Annotated in this window: 15 protein-coding genes; 8 read left to right on the forward strand and 7 right to left on the reverse strand. The window is 38.2% G+C overall.

Features of this window, described 5'->3' with window-relative positions; translation table 11 throughout:
• Positions 1–48: 48 nt before the first annotated feature.
• Positions 49–504: a PA2169 family four-helix-bundle protein gene (locus H9N25_RS18825; RefSeq protein ID WP_190326867.1), complete on the forward strand. Its 456-nt coding sequence runs from the start codon at positions 49–51 to the stop codon at positions 502–504.
• 166 nt (positions 505–670) lie between these two features.
• Here the strand turns inward: H9N25_RS18825 and cphA are convergent, their stop codons facing one another.
• Positions 671–3,286: a cyanophycin synthetase gene (gene cphA, locus H9N25_RS18830; protein ID WP_190326868.1), complete on the reverse strand. Its 2,616-nt coding sequence runs from the start codon at positions 3,284–3,286 to the stop codon at positions 671–673.
• A 295-nt stretch (positions 3,287–3,581) separates the two neighbouring features.
• Here cphA and H9N25_RS18835 point away from each other — a divergent pair, with 295 nt between their 5' ends.
• The 4 genes from H9N25_RS18835 (at position 3,582) to H9N25_RS18850 (ending at position 8,551) form a co-directional block, all read left to right on the forward strand.
• Complete coding sequence (locus tag H9N25_RS18835; protein WP_167295658.1) at positions 3,582–4,457, forward strand: cyanophycinase; 876 nt, start codon at positions 3,582–3,584, stop codon at positions 4,455–4,457.
• 95 nt (positions 4,458–4,552) lie between these two features.
• Positions 4,553–5,395, forward strand: a complete 843-nt coding sequence (locus tag H9N25_RS18840) for an isoaspartyl peptidase/L-asparaginase (protein WP_167295659.1) — start codon at positions 4,553–4,555, stop codon at positions 5,393–5,395.
• 29 nt (positions 5,396–5,424) lie between these two features.
• Positions 5,425–6,114 (forward strand): hypothetical protein, encoded by a 690-nt coding sequence (locus H9N25_RS18845; RefSeq protein WP_190326869.1) that lies wholly within the window; start codon positions 5,425–5,427, stop codon positions 6,112–6,114.
• Between the two features lie 271 nt (positions 6,115–6,385).
• Positions 6,386–8,551 (forward strand): carboxy terminal-processing peptidase, encoded by a 2,166-nt coding sequence (locus H9N25_RS18850; protein WP_223833437.1) that lies wholly within the window; start codon positions 6,386–6,388, stop codon positions 8,549–8,551.
• Positions 8,552–8,615: 64 nt separating this feature from the next.
• Here H9N25_RS18850 and H9N25_RS18855 read toward each other — a convergent pair whose 3' ends face one another.
• The 3 genes from H9N25_RS18855 to H9N25_RS18865 all read right to left on the reverse strand — a co-directional run bounded on the left by H9N25_RS18855 (position 8,616) and on the right by H9N25_RS18865 (position 11,567).
• Positions 8,616–9,476, reverse strand: a complete 861-nt coding sequence (locus H9N25_RS18855) for a helix-turn-helix domain-containing protein (protein ID WP_330221055.1) — start codon at positions 9,474–9,476, stop codon at positions 8,616–8,618.
• Between the two features lie 68 nt (positions 9,477–9,544).
• A complete protein-coding gene (locus H9N25_RS18860) occupies positions 9,545–10,438 on the reverse strand; it encodes an SDR family oxidoreductase (RefSeq protein WP_190326871.1) in 894 nt (297 codons plus the stop codon).
• 196 nt (positions 10,439–10,634) lie between these two features.
• Complete coding sequence (locus tag H9N25_RS18865) at positions 10,635–11,567, reverse strand: SPFH domain-containing protein (protein ID WP_167295664.1); 933 nt, start codon at positions 11,565–11,567, stop codon at positions 10,635–10,637.
• Between the two features lie 176 nt (positions 11,568–11,743).
• On the opposite strand from H9N25_RS18865, the gene H9N25_RS18870 reads away from it, so the two are divergent.
• Positions 11,744–13,786, forward strand: a complete 2,043-nt coding sequence (locus H9N25_RS18870) for a M13 family metallopeptidase (RefSeq protein ID WP_190326872.1) — start codon at positions 11,744–11,746, stop codon at positions 13,784–13,786.
• Between the two features lie 115 nt (positions 13,787–13,901).
• Positions 13,902–14,087: a hypothetical protein gene (locus H9N25_RS18875; protein ID WP_132395471.1), complete on the forward strand. Its 186-nt coding sequence runs from the start codon at positions 13,902–13,904 to the stop codon at positions 14,085–14,087.
• 20 nt (positions 14,088–14,107) lie between these two features.
• Here H9N25_RS18875 and H9N25_RS18880 read toward each other — a convergent pair whose 3' ends face one another.
• The 3 genes from H9N25_RS18880 to H9N25_RS18890 all read right to left on the reverse strand — a co-directional run bounded on the left by H9N25_RS18880 (position 14,108) and on the right by H9N25_RS18890 (position 16,371).
• Positions 14,108–14,290 carry a hypothetical protein gene (locus tag H9N25_RS18880; RefSeq protein ID WP_086548182.1) on the reverse strand — a complete coding sequence of 61 codons (183 nt, stop codon included), beginning with the start codon at positions 14,288–14,290 and terminating at the stop codon, positions 14,108–14,110.
• Between the two features lie 235 nt (positions 14,291–14,525).
• The gene (locus H9N25_RS18885) at positions 14,526–15,623 is read right to left on the reverse strand and encodes a CapA family protein (RefSeq protein WP_190326873.1); all 1,098 of its coding nucleotides are present in this window, start codon (positions 15,621–15,623) and stop codon (positions 14,526–14,528) included.
• A gap of 190 nt (positions 15,624–15,813) precedes the next feature.
• On the reverse strand, positions 15,814–16,371 hold the full coding sequence (locus H9N25_RS18890) for a C40 family peptidase (protein WP_131029491.1): 558 nt from the start codon (positions 16,369–16,371) through the stop codon (positions 15,814–15,816).
• A 494-nt stretch (positions 16,372–16,865) separates the two neighbouring features.
• Between H9N25_RS18890 and pdhA the strand changes: the two genes are divergently transcribed.
• Positions 16,866–17,861, forward strand: coding sequence for a pyruvate dehydrogenase (acetyl-transferring) E1 component subunit alpha (gene pdhA / locus H9N25_RS18895; protein WP_167295667.1), 996 nt, complete (start codon positions 16,866–16,868; stop codon positions 17,859–17,861).

Below are 17,861 nucleotides of genomic sequence, written 5' to 3' on the forward strand. Positions count from 1 at the left end.
AATTGGTCATGTTGCTTTTATACATCGAAACTATAAAAATAAAAAAACATGAAAACGACAACAGCAACAGCAGAGGTATTAAACGATCTGGTTCAAATTAATAACGATCGTATTGAAGGTTATGAGAAAGCCCGTCAGGAATTAAAAGATAGTGATACCGACTTAAAGACCCTATTTCTAAATATGATAGGCGAAAGTCAAAAATATAAAATGGCTTTGGCTACGGAGGTAGCTGCACTGGGCGAAGATATTGAAACCGGAACAACAAACTCCGGAAAAATTTACAGGGCATGGATGGATGTTAAAGCTTTATTTACCGGCCACGACCGTAAAACTGTTTTAAACAATTGTGAGTTTGGAGAGGACGCTGCACAAAATGCATATAAAATGGCCTTAGAGGAAGAAGATATTCCTTCAAACATCAGAGATTTAATTGCTGACCAAAAAGCATCGTTAAGGGTATCGCACGATGAAATTAAAAGATTACGTGATGCTCAAGCATAAGTGACCGAGATATAAAAACAGAAAAACCTCCTTCGATAATAAATCGAAGGAGGTTTTTTTTTATTACAACCGTCATTCCTGCGCAGGCGGGAATCTTAAAGCTTATTGCATTACGATTCCCAATCGAGTTGGGAATGACGATCAAAAGCGGAAATCAGTCAAGAAACTATGCCTCTAATTCCCGATCTAAATGCTCGGTAACACGTTGGATCGTATTGTCGATCGTGTTACTTAAAATCGTTAAATAAGAGCCTTTTTTAGCAGTTTCGATCGCGATCTGCAAGCACTCGGTGCTCTTATTGTTAATAATGATCTCTTTATCCGGATCAACCTCCTTAATGCCTTTTACCAGCAGATCAACCAGTTCTTGTTGTTGTCTGCCACGAAGATATTTCTCTTGACAAACATAAATTTTATCAAACATCTGAGCAGAAATACGTGCCGTTTCGATAATATCTTCATCTCTTCTATCTCCAGTTGCCGAAATAATGCCTACGTGTTCGGTAGCCTCTACGCCTTGCAAGAAACCTTTTACACCATTAAATCCGTCAGGGTTGTGTGCAAAATCGACCAGTACTTTGAAATCTTTGAACCTGAAAATATTCATTCTTCCTGGTGTATGTGCTGCAGAAGGGATAAATGTTTCTAACGATAAACGGATATCTTCAGGTTTATAACCCCACAAATAGGTCGCTAGTGTTGCTGCAAGCACATTCTGGATCATAAAATTTACAGAGCCACCGAAAGTTAAAGGAATATGGGTGGCTTTATCTACCCTTAATTTCCAGTCACCGGTTTTAATGGTAATGTATCCGTTTTCATAAATTGCTGCTATGCCACCTTTTCTGCAATGCTCTTTAATTACTGGATTATTTTCATCCATACTAAAATAAGCAACATTACAGCGCGCATCTTTGGCAATGCGAACGCAATAACCATTATCGGCATTTAATACCGCCCAACCTTTACGGCGTACCGCCCCGATTACAACGGCTTTAACCCGGGTTAAATCGTCAAGATTGTGGATATCAGAAATACCCAGATGATCTTCCTGAATATTGGTAACTACGCCAATATCACAGGCATTAAATCCCAGCCCTGCTCTTAAAATTCCACCTCGGGCAGTTTCGAGTACAGCAAACTCTACTGTTGGGTCTTTTAAAATGAACTCGGCGCTTACCGGCCCGGTGGTATCGCCCTTCATCAGCATGGTATTATGCACATATACCCCATCACTTGTGGTAAAACCTACACGTTTACCATTGCTACGGATAATATGTGCAATTAAACGTGTGGTAGTGGTTTTTCCATTTGTTCCGGTTACCGCAATAATTGGAATCTGTGATAATTTTCCTTGTGGGTACAGCATATCAATAACGGATGCAGCCACATTTCTGGGCAAGCCTTCGCTCGGTGCCAGGTGCATTCTAAATCCTGGTGCTGCATTTACCTCTAAAACCACTCCTCCGTTTTCGGTTAAGGGCTGGGTAAGGTTCTGCGCCATGATGTCGATACCACAGATATCCAATCCGATTACCCTCGAAATCCTTTCACAAATGAAAATATTCTGTGGGTGAACAATGTCTGTTACATCAATAGATGTTCCACCTGTACTCAAATTTGCTGTAGATTTTAAGTAAACCACTTCTCCCTTTTCCGGAATGGTTTCTAAAGTATATTCTTTTTTGGCCAGCAGATCTAAAGTATCCCGATCAACAGCAATTTCTGTTAACACATTTTCGTGACCATAACCGCGGCGTGGATCTTCATTTTCCTTATCAATTAACTCTTGAATGGTATGAATTCCATTTCCTTTAACATGTGCAGGATCGCGTTGTGCCGCTGCAATCACTTTATGATCGATTACCAGCACCCTAAAATCGAAACCGGTAATAAATTTCTCTATAATTACCTTTCTCGAATAGGTTTTGGCATATTCAAAAGCCGCTACCGCATCTTCCATCGTTTTCACATTAATGGTTGCACCTTTGCCATGGTTGCCATCCAGCGGTTTAAATACTAAAGGAAATCCAACTTTTTTAACTGATGCTTCCAGATCATCAGGATTTGAAATGGTCACTCCAGAAGCTACAGGAATGGCGGCTTCAGTAAGCAACCGTTTCGTTTCTTCCTTATTGCTGGCAATATCTACAGCAATACTACTGGTTTTTTCGGTCATGGTTGCCCTAAAGCGGACCTGATTTTTACCATACCCCAACTGAACCAACGAGCTTTTATTCAGCCTGATCCAGGGAATACTTCTACTTACAGCCTCTTCTACAATAGAACCTGTACTTGGCCCTAGTGCTTCCAGCTCGCGTATTTCCTTCATCCTCCGGATATCGTGCTCCAAATCGTACTCTTCGTTATTAATCAGGGCTTCGGCAATTTTAACTGCAGCTTCAGCAGCGTAAACACCTACTTTTTCTTCCAGGTAGCTGAATACCACATTGTAAATGCCCTCGGTTTTGGTCATGCGCGTTCTGCCAAAGCCAGTTTCCATACCGGCTAGTGTTTGAATTTCTAGCGCAATATGCTCAATTACGTGCCCCATCCAAGTTCCTTCTTTCACGCGGGTAAAAAAGCCGCCTTCAACTCCTTTTGAGCAACGATGGGTAAACATACTTGGCAACAATTTCTCAATCCGCTCACTAAAACCCTCAATAACATTGGTTGGTTTTTGTTCTAAATCTTCTAAATCCAACCGCATTTGGATCAATTTCTTCCGGCTAATCGACCATATATTTGGTCCTCTTAATACTTGTATATTTAATATCTTCATGTAATGTTTTGTTCGTTTTTTATTTTAAACAAGGATTTGGGATAGCCTTTTTAACTCAATTTTTAGAATAAAATTGATGATTGTAAATTATGCATTTATTTTGAAATTAGACGTCCCATTTACGTAAATCAATTTTAGCGCCTATTTGTTTTATTTTCAAGCACAACACCGTTAATTTTTTGTTATAATATTTTAACGTTTGTTAATAAATTGAATATTCTTGACAAAAAAAGTCGTGTTTTTTATCTTAAGCCTATATATTTGGGTTTTTTGATAGAATTATAATACACAAAGAATGGTTCCGAAAGGTAAACTCATCATCATTGGTGGCGCAATAAACACAGGTAGCTTCGCAGAAACGCAATTTGGACTGCCTGAGAATATGAATTTTTTTGAGCGTGGAATTTTAAAACGGATTACTACAGAATCATTAAGAGATACCCAATCTCGCTTCGAGATCATCACCACAGCGTCGTTAATGCCCGAAAAAGTTGGTGAGGAATATATCAAGGCTTATGCACAGTTAGATGTACATAATGTTGGTGTTCTTAATATTACCAACCGCGAAGAAGCCAATTCTGATGAAAATTATGAGCGTATCAAAGCAGCAGAGGTAATTATCTTTACCGGGGGTGATCAGCTCCGCCTTTCATCTATCTTTGGCGGAACAAAAATCCATCAGATCCTGTTAGAGAAATATAGAAATGAACCTGTGGTAATTGCAGGTACATCAGCTGGAGCCGCAGCAAGTTCTAAAAATATGATTTACCAGGGTAGCAGCAAAGATGCTTTACTTAAGGGAGAGGTTAAAATTACCGGTGGACTAGGCTTTATTGATGATGTTATTGTAGACACGCATTTTGTTCAACGCGGCAGAATTGGTCGCTTGTTATATGCTGCTGCCAGTAATCCTGGTATTTTAGGGATTGGTCTTGGTGAAGATACCGGGCTTTTCATCTCTGACGGGCATACAATGGAAGCCATTGGCTCTGGTATGGTAATTTTGGTAGATGGCCGCCATATGGCCGATACCAATTTAACCGATGTGGAAATGGGACAACCGGTTTCGATCAAAAACATGGTGGTACACGTAATGTGCGATGGCGACGTTTATGATTTAACAGACCATAGCTTGGTAATCCATCACCCAAAGGTTGTTCCAATAGGGTAATTCAGTTAGCAGTTAACAGTGGGCGATTTTCAGTTAGGACTTAACCAATCTTCTTGCTACTTAATACTTGCTCTTAATACTACAATACTCAAAAAATGAAACTAATCATACATGGCGGCTTCTTCAGCGAATCAGCTACCAACCAGGAAACAAAAAAGGCTAAACAAGATGCTTTAGCTTTGATTGTTACGCTCGGACACGAATATCTAAAAACACATACTGCTTTAGAAACCGTGGTTTATACTGTTGCGCTGTTGGAAGACAACGAGCTCTTTAATGCAGGTATCGGATCCCAGATCCAAAGCGACGGAAAAGTGAGATTAAGTGCCGCGCTAATGGATGGTAAAACTGAAAAATTTAGTGGTGTAATTAATGTAGAGGATGTTAAAAACCCTATACAAATTGCACAAAACCTGCTAGCGTATGATGATCGGGTGTTAAGTGGTGCTGGCGCCCAGCAATTTGCAAGAGCAAATGGATTTGAATATTTTAATCCGATTACCCCGCAGCGCCAATCAGAATACGAAACTAAATTAAACCAAAAGAACAATAAAGGAACGGTAGGCTGTGTAGCACTCGATGCAGATGGGAATTTAGCAGCAGCAACCTCTACAGGCGGAAAAGGATTCGAAATCCCTTGTAGGGTTAGCGATTCTGCAACCGTGGCAGGCAATTACGCCAATCAATATGCAGGTATTTCTTGTACCGGAGTAGGGGAAGATATTGTAAGCGGTGCCTTAGCCGCTAAAATTGTAACCCGCGTTACTGATGGCTTTTCTTTAAAGGAAGCATCAGATAAATCTTTTACCGAACTTAAAGCTTTTGATGGCTTTGCAGGCATTGTAGGCATATCTGCAGCAGGAGAAGTTTACCATTGCGACTCGCATCCTTACATGGTTTGGGCATCTTTTGATGTTAATTTACAGGTATTTAGCTGAAATTAGATTTAAAGTATTATTTTTGTTGCATGACCAAGATTGTATTGGCCTTAATTGGCCTTTTTGCATCATTACAACTACAAGCTCAAAATATAGATAAATCTGAGACCCAAGAACCTAATGGTAGTGCTATAAATATAGCCGTATCTAAATTTGATTTGGAGGATGGGAATTCTTTTTTTGAGGAAGCAGAAGATTTAGAGCGAAAAGGCGATTACAATGAAGCCCTCACCTTATTTGGCAAAGCCGCTTTCGAGTATAATGCCGTAAAAAACTTCAATCGGTACGGACAGGCTATTATCAAGATGAGTAGTATGCATTATCAACTTGGTCGTTTCACTGATGCAGAGCAGATTCTTTTAAACGTAGCCTTAAAAAACTACGCTAAAACCGGGAACAAAGCCGGAGTAATGAACACCTATAACCTTTTAGGCAAAGTTTATCTGGCCAATACCAAGTATACCCAATCGATGTGGTTCTACACACAACAAGGTATTCTCGCAAAACAGTTAAAAAGCAACAACGCTTATATCGAATCTATTTTAGGCATTGTACAGGTTAAAATTAAAAAGAAAGATTTTACGCTTGCGCTGAGGGATCTGAAATCTGCCGAATGGCTGGCCAACTCCATCAAAACCACCCAGTATAAAACGCAAATTAAAGATGCCAGGGAAATGATTGCCAGCAAAACCACCAATAAAAAGGTAAACCCAAGCTAATTTAAATACTTATTTTCCGCTAAAGCTTCCTACATTATTGATAATTATAGTCTTTAAAGGTCTGTAATTGGTCAAATTTTAAGTATCGAACAAAACAAAAAATAACGCTCAACGTTCTACATAAGAAATTGTTAAATAAAAAGCTTTTAGTTAGATTTGATAAAGTTTTAACAAGAGACGGTAATAATGCTGTCTCTTTTTTGTTTTTTTGCTAAAATGGTATCATATTGGCTATATAGAATTGGAAATGGATTTTAAATCATTTAAAGAGATGTTAAAGAGAATATTTTTTGTAATTTTTACTGCGGCAGTACTTGCTTGTCATGCTGCACCTAAAACTCAGCCTATGGTTGAAGGGGTTACCAATGTTAAACCTGATGAGCAGCAACAACTCGTTATAAAAGAGGTTGTAAATTTAATTGAGAGTTATAATTATAAAAAAATTCAGATTAATGATTCTATTTCTTCGATCATTTTAGATAAGTATATCAAGTCGCTAGATCAGGGCAAAAATTACTTCCTGGCATCGGATATCAAGGAATTTGAGAAATACAGATATACCTTGGATGATGATTTTAAAAATGGCGATCTAAGCGCTCCGTTTTTCATCTATAATGTTTATGCCAAGAGATTAAATGAATACTTCACCTATTCTCTAGCCCAGATTAAAACAAAATTTGATTTTAATCAAACCGATACCTATGTGTACGATAGAGAGAAGCAACCGTGGGCAACTTCTTCTGCAGCATTAAATGATACCTGGAAAAAACGTGTTAAATACGAATTGATTAACCTAAATTTAGCTGGTACGACCGAAGCAAAGAATGTAGAAACATTAACTAAACGTTATCAAAACCTACAGTCGCAAACTTCAAAAACCAATAATCAAGATGTTTTCCAGATTTTAATGGATGCTTTTACCGAATCCATTGATCCGCATACCAATTATTTTAACCCAACTAATGCAGCAGCATTTAACGAAGATATGTCTCGTTCTTTCGAAGGCATTGGCGCCCGTTTACAATTGGAAAATGAGGTGGTTAAAATTTCGGAAATTATTGCTGGTGGACCTGCATTTAAAGGCAAACAACTGAGTGCTGGCGATCGCATTATTGCTGTAGCCCAAGGTGATGGAGAGTTTGTTGATGTAGTAGGTTGGAGATTGGATAACACCGTATCGAAAATCAAAGGCCCGAAAGGAACCAAGGTGCGTTTAAAAGTAATCCCTGTGGGAAAAGAAATGTCATCTAAGCCAGTAATTATCGAATTGGTTCGTGATAAAATTGTTTTGGAAGAAACATCTGCTAAGAAAAAAGTTAAAACCATTAACAGCAATGGTAAAGATTATAAAATCGGAATTATTACTTTACCAGCGTTCTATGCTGATTTTAAAGCGGCTAACGCAGGCGATAAAAATTACAAAAGTACCACGCGCGACGTTAGAAAATTAATCGACTCGTTAAAAACTTACGATAAGGTAAATGCAATAGTAATGGATTTACGTGGAAACGGCGGTGGTTCATTGGTTGAAGCCATATCATTAACCGGTTTATTTATCGATAAAGGGCCTGTTGTTCAGGTAAAAGACTTACGCGGTAAAATTGAAGTAGATGAAGATGAAAACAGCGGTGTAGCTTGGGATGGCCCTTTTGGTGTAATGGTAGACCGTTTAAGCGCATCAGCATCGGAAATTTTTGCCGGAGCAATACAAGATTACGGACGCGGAATTATTATGGGTAGCCAAACCTATGGTAAAGGTACCGTTCAATCTTCGATCGATTTAAATAAATTGGTAAACCCAAGTATGCTGCAAAGGGTAGCAGGGTTAATCTCGAAAGATAAAACTGTTGGAACATCGCCTAGCAGTGCTAATCCTGCAGATATTAATTTAGGTCAGATCAATTTAACCATGGCTAAATTTTACCGCGTGGCAGGTAGCAGTACACAACATAAAGGGGTAACACCTGATGTTGTTTTCCCTTCTATTTACCCAATGGATAAAATTGGTGAAGATACAGAGCCATCTGCTTTGCCATGGGACGTTATTCCAAGCTCTAACTTTAAAGCAGTTGCCAATCTGGCTCCTGTTAAAGCGCAATTGATTAAAAATAGCGAACAGCGTATTGCAAACTCGTTGGATTTTAAATACCTGAAACAGGATATTGCAGACCTTAAAAAACGTGATAGTGAAGTTTCTGTAACCTTAAACGAGGCAAAACTTAAAGCAGAGCGCGATGCACAAGAAACTAAAACACTAGCCAGACAAAATGAGTTAAGGGCATTAAGAGGATTACCAGCCATTAAAAAAGGAGATAAAATTACCAAGCAGGATGCTTTCGATTTTATTGAAGATGAATCGTTAAAAGTAATGGGCGATTTCATGCAACAATCTGGCAACTATGTGATGAATCTGGGTGTAACGGCACCTAAACTTTAACAAAAGAAATCTATATATCTATAGCGAGCTATCTTATTTTAGATAGCTCGCTTTTTTTTATTTTTCAATTAAATGATTGTCTAAATGCTGAAGGTGTAAGGTTTGTTTTGGATTTGAACAACTTAGTAAAGGATTGTAAATGCTCAAAGCCAAGGGCATAAGCAATTTCACTAACAGAAAGATTTGTTGTTGAAAGCTTTTCTTTTGCTAAATCAATCAGTTTCTGATGTAAATATTGCTGAGTGTTTTGTCCGATAAGTGTTTTCAACAGTCCGGATAGATATCCTGGTGAAACGTTGAGTCTTTCGGCGATGTAAGTTACTGTTGGTAACCCTCTATTGCCAAGATCATCGTTTTCAAAATAGCCCCTAACAACACGCTCTAATCGATCGAGCAGCTGATGGTTGATTGCTTTACGTGTAATAAATTGACGGCCATAAAAACGTTGTGCGTAGTTGAGAAGCAGTTCTATTTGCGCGATCACAACATTTTGAGTAAAATGATCGATATTGTTATTGGTTTCATTTTTAACCAATTTGGCGATCGAATTAAGTACTGCTTCTTCAGCTTCAGAAACATGTAAAGCCTCAAATAGCGAATAACTAAAGAAGTCATAATCCTTAATTGTTTTGGCTAAATGTGTCTGCCAAAGTAAGTCAGAATGGAAAAGTATCATCCATCCAGTTGGACGATGGGTTTTATCCTGATCAATTTCGACTGTAAAAACCTGCCCTGGAGCCATAAAAAACAATACACCATCATCAAAATCACTCATTTGTTGCCCATATTTAATTTTCGCATCAGGAACACGTTTGAGCGCAATGGAGTAGAAATCAAAAATTATTGTTTTTGATCGGCCATCGAATGGCATATTAACCTCCTCCATATTAATAATACTAACTAAGGGATGACCTGGTTTAGGCAATCCTGCAAGTTTATGGTATTCTGATATTGTTTTAAAACGATAGCGGTTCGAAGGTTCCATGATACAATTTACTTAAAATAAACTCCCTGCTCCAAATCTTGAATCAAACTGGAGTATTTAGGCTCCCAATTTAAACGTTCCCTGGTTAAGTACCCAGAAGCCGGTCCATCTATACTGACGAAATGTTCAAACCAACCAAAGTGCGCAGCTGCTTCTTTTTTAGATATAGAAACAACAGGTAAACTGAGTTGCTCGCCAATGGCCGCTGCTATTGATTTAAGGGTTATTGATTCTTCAGTTACCCCGTGAAAACGTGCTCCTGGCGTAGCTTGTTCTAAAGCCAACCTGTAAAGTTTCGCGGCATCAAGCCGATGAATACCTGTCCATCGGTTTTCTCCATCACCAACATAAGCCGATGAACCCGTTTTGCGGGCGATATCAATCAGCATCGGTACAAAGCCATGATCATCACCTTCACCGTGTACAGATGGCGATAAACGAACCACTGACACTCGAATATTTTGAGAAGCAAGTGCATCAACTGCCTTTTCCGAAGCAAGCCTAGGATTCCCGCCATTATAATTGGGTAACATATCTTCTGTGGCCAATATGCCAGGATTAACCAAAAGAGTTCCAGAAGTTACAATAAAGGGTTTATTGGTTCCTGCAATTGAGTTCCCAATGGTTTCTATTGCAAGTCTATCAATTTCGCAAACTGCTGCGAATCGGGAAAAATCATGAATAAAGCCAGTATGAATAATACCATCAGCTAGCTTTGCGCCCTCCTGTAAACGCTGTAAGTCTTCCAAATCTCCTTTATGTACTTCAGCCCCAGCCATTACAAGCGCTTTTTCAGCCGCCTCATTCCTTGCCAAACCCAAAACCTCGTGGCCTGCGCTAATTAATTCTTTTACTACCGCAGAACCGACAAATCCGGTTGCGCCTGTTACAAAAACTTTCATTATAATTAATTTTAAATGGTGTACAACAATTAAGCATCGATCTGAAATAAATCGCATCTCATCATCACTCAAAATTCAATTAATTTTATAAAAACAATTTAGGCTAATCAATTCTTCATTTAGCCAAAACGAATAATTGACGCAAAAAAAAAGACTGCTGCTATGCGCAACAGTCTTTTTTGTATAAAAAATACTTCTAGCCCTTCTTCGGAGGGTTCTGACCCAACTGCATGGCCATCATTTCTTTCATGGTTTTATTCATTCCCTCCGTACTACCATCTAAGAAAATGATATTACCCTCGCCATATTCTGCAAATTGTTTAATGGCTTCTGTCCACATGGTGAAAAGAATTACCGATGTATCAAGGTTAGCTTGTTGCATTTCATGCGCAGCATTGGTCATACCTTTTGCAACCTCTTCCCTAAACAAAGCAATACCTTGTCCACGAAGTTGTGCAGCCTCGCGCTCTGCTGTAGCGGCAATTTTAATCGCATTACCATCCGCTTCGGCAGCTTTGGTTTTGGTAATCAATAATGCCTGTCCTTCATTCTCAGCTGCTGCTTTTAAGTTGTTCGAAGCCACTACACGACTCATTGAACGCATAATTTCTTCATCAAAGGTAATATCATTCAATTGAAGGTCCTGAAGATGGTAACCCCATCCATCTAAAACCTGATCGATCTGCTCCTTAACATGAAGCACAATTTCGTTACGTTGTGCCAATACATTTGCCTGCTTTTGTGTAGCAACATATGCCCTAATCGAACCTTCAATAGTCCTGATTAATGCCTGCATTAAGTTGGTCGCATCTACAAACTTAAAAGCTACATTTTTGATCGTTTCTTCATCCTGATTCACAACAGAATACAATAGCATCGCCTTAAAATATACATTGGCCTGATCTTGTGTTACCGCTTGAAACGACAGCTCTACCGAGCGGTTTTGAATGGAAATACGAGAATAAATCTGCTCAATTAATGGAATTTTAAAATTTAAACCTGGCCTTAACTGGCGGCGGTACTTACCGAAAACGGTTATCACCGCAATGGTGCCCTGTTTAACAGTAACAAAGGAGCTCAGTAGGATGATAAACCCTACAACAGCTATAATGTAAATGGTGTATTGCATAATTAGATTTTTTTATGAAGTTATAAAAAATTCATACAAACTACATCAGGCATTTTGTAGCTTTAAGCTTTTCTAACTAACTTATTTACAATGAAACCATCATGATTTTTCAAACCAAGTAGTGGGATGAACAAATCTGATCGCTTCATCACCTTAAAAAAACAAATTATAGACAGATGAAAATTAAATTATTTCTTCCGGCGGCAGGCGTTTTGCTATTTGCGGCGTGCCAGAATAAGAGCCATCAAGAAACCGATACGGTAAATGCACGTACCGAATTTTTCGATAAGGCTGGCATGGATACCACCGTAAAACCCAGCGATAACTTTTTCCTGTATGCCAATGGGAAATGGATGAAAAACACCGAAATTCCTAAAACCGAAACAGGCTGGGGTTCTTTTTATACTTTATATAACGATAACCTAAAGAATCTGAACAGCATCCTCGAAAACGCGTCAAAAGCTAATGCAGCTAAAGGAAGTACCAAACAGAAAGTTGGCGATTTCTATACCAGTGGAATGGATACCCTTACCATCGAAAAGTTGGGCATCGAACCTATAAAACCACTCTTAAATAAAATAGAAGGGATTAAAAATGACAAGGATTTAATCAATTTTGTTGCCGACGGCTATAAAAACGGTGAGGGAGATTTATTGGACTTTGGCGTAGAACCGGATGATAAATTAAGTACCAAAAATGCTTTATCATTTACGCAGGCCGGTCTTACCCTGCCAGATCGCAGTTATTATTTAGAACAAGATGATAAGGCAAAAAAAATCAGAGCCGAGTACATTAAATACATCACAAAAATTTTTAACCTGTCAGGCGATTCAGCGAATGCGGCTAAATATGCCGACAATATTTTAAAACTGGAAACAGCAATTGCACAATCGCATTCAACTCCAGTACAACTACGCGATCCACAGAAAAATTATAACAAAATGACGGTGGCTGACTTTCAAAAGCAGACCCCGAACATTGAGTGGAAATCTGTTTTAAGTAAACTGGGGGCAAACACAGATACGGTTATCGTTAGGCAGCCAAAATATTATCAAACCTTGTCATCCCTGATAAAAAGCCAGCCTATCGAAATCTGGAAAGAAAAATTAAAGTTTGATGCTTTAAACAGATCGGCCAATGCCTTTACCAAAAAATTCAGAGATGCTAAATTCGCTTTTTTCTCTAAAACACTCTATGGCCAACAGGCACCAACAGAAAGATGGAAAGCCATTGTAAACGCTACGGATCGTAATTTAGGCGAGCTTTTAGGCCAATTATATGCCGAAAAGTATTTCAAGCCTGAGGCTAAAGAGCGTATGTTAACCCTGGTAAACAACTTACAAAAGGTATATGCAGAAAGAATCCAGAAGGTAGACTGGATGACACCAGAAACCAAAAAGAAAGCTTTAGAAAAGCTAAACGCATTTATCAAAAAAATCGGCTATCCTGATAAGTGGAAAAAGTACGATGATGTTGAGGTTTCTAAAAGCACTTATTATGCAAACCTTCAATCGGCAAGTAAACATGCTTACAAAGAAATGATGGATAAACTGGGCAAAAATGTTGATAAAACAGAGTGGGGAATGACTCCACCTACTGTTAATGCCTATTACAATCCCTCTTTCAACGAAATTGTTTTCCCTGCCGGAATTTTACAGTTCCCTTTCTTTGACTTTGCCGCAGACGATGCTATTAACTATGGTGCTATAGGTGCAGTAATTGGTCATGAAATGACACATGGTTTTGACGATCAAGGTCGCCAGTATGATGCAGTAGGCAACTTAAAAGAATGGTGGACCAAAGCCGATGCTGATAAATTTAAGATCAAAGCTGGTAAAGTAGAAACATTTTACAATAACTTCTCGCTGTTGGATAATCAGCATGTAAATGGTTCGTTAACCTTAGGTGAAAACCTTGCCGATATTGGTGGATTAAACATTGCATACGATGCTTTTAAGTTAACTGAACAAGGAAAAGGTGATAAAAAAATTGATGGTTTTACACCTGATCAACGTTTCTTTCTAAGTTTTGCGCAAGTATGGAGAATCAAATCCCGTGACGAAAGTATGCGTGTAAGATTAAAAACAGATCCTCATAGCCCGGAGATGTTCCGTGTAAATGGCCCTGTATATAATATGGAAGCATTTTACAAGGCATTCAACATTCCTACTACGGCGAAAATGTATATCGCTCCAACAAACCGATTAGGGGTCTGGTAAATTATCTTTTCATCTAATAAATAAAAGCAGCCATCCAGTTAATGAGATGGGCTGCTTTTTTGGTTTAAAACAAAAGCGCGAATATTTTGTCTTACTCATATTAAAAGATAACCCTATGAATGTAAAACGCACTTTTGGAACTATATTAACCATTCTCGGAATAATCGGTTTAATTTACGCAGGTTACGGCTTTGTAAACCACAGCCAAAACACAAGGGGATTGATGGTTTATGGCATCATCGGACTTATATTCTTTGTGTCAGGAATTGGTTTGGTGAAGAATACGAAGGACGAAAGCTAAACTAGGCTTTAGCCACCATACTATTGCTTTTTTTTATGTTTGATGATCTGGTACTGGCTAAAAGCAACCAGGCAGCCTGCCAGGATAATAATTCCAGCAGACAATAGGTTATCAGGGTTCTGATTGATATAGTAAGCTGCCGCCAATACTAAAATTGCAGCTGCAATACCTATAATATAATGAAGTATTAATCCTTTTTTCATCCGTATATCATTATTAATTTATTGCTCATTGTTTTCAATGGCATTAATGAGCTCGCAAAAGCCCGGTTTGTTCTTAAGTTGATTAAACGATCAGATCTTTCAGCCAATGTAAATGTTTTTAACAGTATTCAAGAAGACTTGAGCCGTTTATTCAGACCACTGTGCGGTTTGAAAAATCATGATGGTTTCATACAACAAATATTCTGAAATAAAACGAGATTGATGTCGCAGAAGATTAATCTTTTAAACTGATTCTGTTGTCAGCAAATTTCAACTTATGGCCAGTGAAATCAGCATCTGTTAATTCTCTGATCCGTTTAAAAGCACTATGATTAACATCCAGGGTTAAACGGTTAATTTTATCCTGCTTAACTGAGGTAATATCCGCATATAGAAAATCGCCTTTCGCATTTATTTTTAGCTGAAGCAAAGGCGCAATACCGTTATTACCTTTTAAGCTGAACATCCCATAGGTACAAAAATTGCCCAAACTGTAAGCGATGAATTTATTTTTATAAACTTCAACAGCTCTTGTTACATGCGGACCATGCCCCAGCACCACATCGGCCCCGGCATCAATAACTGCATGTGCAAAGGCATAAACATTGCCTCTGTTCTCCTTATAAAAAATCTCATTTTTGCGCGGAACATGTTCAAACCTTGCACCTTCACCTCCACCATGAAAAGAAACAATCACAATATCGGCCATTAATTTTAAACGGGCTACTAAAGCCTTCGCACTATCAATCTTATTAATCGATACTGTATTCTCATTCGGGGCAAAAGCACAGAACGCATACTTTACACTGTCTTTTTCAAAAACTTCAAAAGGTTTGTTTACCTGTCCGGCGTAATGGATTTGTAGCGAATCTAAAATCCTTGCTGTATTTTTCCTCCCTTTTGCATCAAAATCGCCAACATGGTTATTGGCAATGCTCAAGACATTAAATCCTGCCTCCTTGTATATCCCGGCATAGTGCTCTGGCATTCTAAAAGCATAACAGTTGTTCGGATTAATGCCATTACATTTGTTCGAATTACCTGAGTTCAGGAAGCAGCCCTCTAAGTTTCCAAAAACAATATCTCCTTTTAACAAACTATCAACCGCCCGAAAGCTGTTTACAGCATCATCAGGGGGCAGGTTTGTTTTAGATGGAAAAGCGGAACCGAGCATAATATCGCCTACAGCGGTAATGGATATGGTATCCTTTATTTTTCTGATCACCGTGTCTTGTTTGGCTACAGGCGCAGTAACCTGTGCATTATTGCTTGTGCAACTAATTAAAATAATTAGGATAAAAGGTAAGATTAGGATGTTATTGATGAACTTCATTAGGCGTTTATTGTAGTCGTCATCCCAACTGAAACATAGTGGAACGGAGAGATCTATCCCGACTACGTTTCACTCCGCTCGAAATGATGGACTGGAGTTGTGTTAAACAAAAAATCCTCCGAAAATTTCTTTAGGAGGATTCTATATTTTTAATTAATGGTTAACTGAAAATAGTCAACTACTAACTGATTTATTCTACAGTGAATTCTTTCTTAAACGATTCTAAAACGCGGCCGCCCTTGTAAAAATAACGGCTGTAATAAGGTTCGTTAAGGTTGCTGATTACCACACCACGAGAACTTGATGCATGTGCAAATCTGTTATCGCCCAGGTAAATACCAACATGTGAAATACTTCTGCTTTTAATCTTGAAGAAAACTAAATCGCCTTCTTTTAAATCTTCTTTTGATAATGGATCTACCATGCTGAAAATATCGCGTGAATTTCTTCGAATGGTGGTGTTGAAAACTTTATCGTAAATCGCTTTGGTAAAAGCCGAACAATCGATTCCTCTTTTGGTGTTTCCACCATAACTATAAGGAGTTCCGATCCATTCGTAAATAAACTTGTACAGTTTTAAATTCGAAGTCGCATCTACCGCAACGCCCATAACCTGCGAAAAATATTGGGATGCAAGGTTATCAGGATCATTTAATTCTTTACCAGATTCTTTTGTTTTTGTTTGCGCAAATGCGGCTGAGAGCGTGCAAATAGCAATTAGAGTAGAAAACAAAATTTTTTTAATCATGTTATACAGTTATGTTTGGGTATTCACTTACACATTAACGTACACCACATGGGCTTATTGTTGGTTGCCAAAAGTATTAATTATACAAATGTTATCCAAATGTTAGATGTTAAAAAACGAAAGTTATTAACATTTTTATTTTTCATCCATCATTTTTACTTATAAACACCTCCTAAAAATTATCTTTTTTAAAAAAACGATTTAATTCAATATTCTAAACAGGAATAAATTTGCATTATTTTAAATTATGGGAATAAGCACTTATACAGAATTAAATTTTAGAATAAATTGATTCCATATTATGATAAAGGGTGTTGATTTAATTATAAGAAATCGCTGTTAAACCGATATCAGTAACCCAGGTTTATATTTAATTGTAAAACAACTGTTAAATCTGATTACAACCCTAATACTATGATGTTTTTACACTAAAAAGTGCCAAAAATTACAATAAAAAAATTAGATTTGCTGTCGCAAAAAACAAATACCCTAAAATGAGTGCAGTAGAAATAAATAAAGATACCTGGTTAAAGTGGTTCGAGTCGATGTTGCTGATGCGCAAATTCGAAGAAAAAACTGGCCAGTTATACGGACAACAAAAAATACGTGGCTTTTGTCATTTATACATTGGACAAGAAGCTGTAGTTGCAGGCGCAATATCTGCAATGCAAAAAGGTGATTCAATGATTACAACATACCGTGACCATGCCCATGCTTTAGCTTTAGGAGTTAGTGCCGATAGTATTATGGCAGAAATGTATGGTAAAGCTACAGGTTGCTCTAAAGGTAAAGGCGGTTCAATGCACATGTTCAGTAAAGAGCATAACTTCTATGGTGGCCATGCAATTGTTGGCGGTCAGATTCCATTAGGTGCTGGTGTTGCTTTTGCAGAAAAATACAAAGGAACTGATAATGTTAATATTTGTTATATGGGCGATGGTGCTGTGCGCCAGGGTGCATTAAACGAAACTTTCAACATGGCCATGCTCTGGAAATTACCTGTTGTTTTTGTTTGCGAAAACAATGGTTATGCAATGGGTACTTCAGTACAACGTACGACCAACATGACTGATATTTATAAAATAGGTTTAGGTTTCGATATGCCATGTGCACCTGTTGACGGTATGGATCCGGTTGCTGTACACAATGCAATGGACGAAGCGATTCAACGTGCACGTAAAGGCGAGGGACCTACCTTCTTAGAAATGAGAACTTACCGTTACCGCGGTCACTCAATGTCAGATCCGGCAAAATACCGTACCAAAGAAGAGTTAGAAGATTATAAAGCAAAAGATCCGGTTGAGCACGCAAGAGAAACTATTCTTAAAGAAAAGTATGCAGATCAGGCCTGGATTGAAGAAGTAGAGGCTAAAGTAAAAGCAATTGTAGATCAAGCAGTAAAATTTGCTGAAGAATCTCCTTGGCCTGATGCATCTGAATTATATAAAGATGTATATATGCAACAGGACTACCCTTACGTAACGGACTAA

The sequence above is a fragment of the Pedobacter riviphilus genome (assembly GCF_014692875.1).
Lineage (GTDB): Bacteria > Bacteroidota > Bacteroidia > Sphingobacteriales > Sphingobacteriaceae > Pedobacter > Pedobacter riviphilus.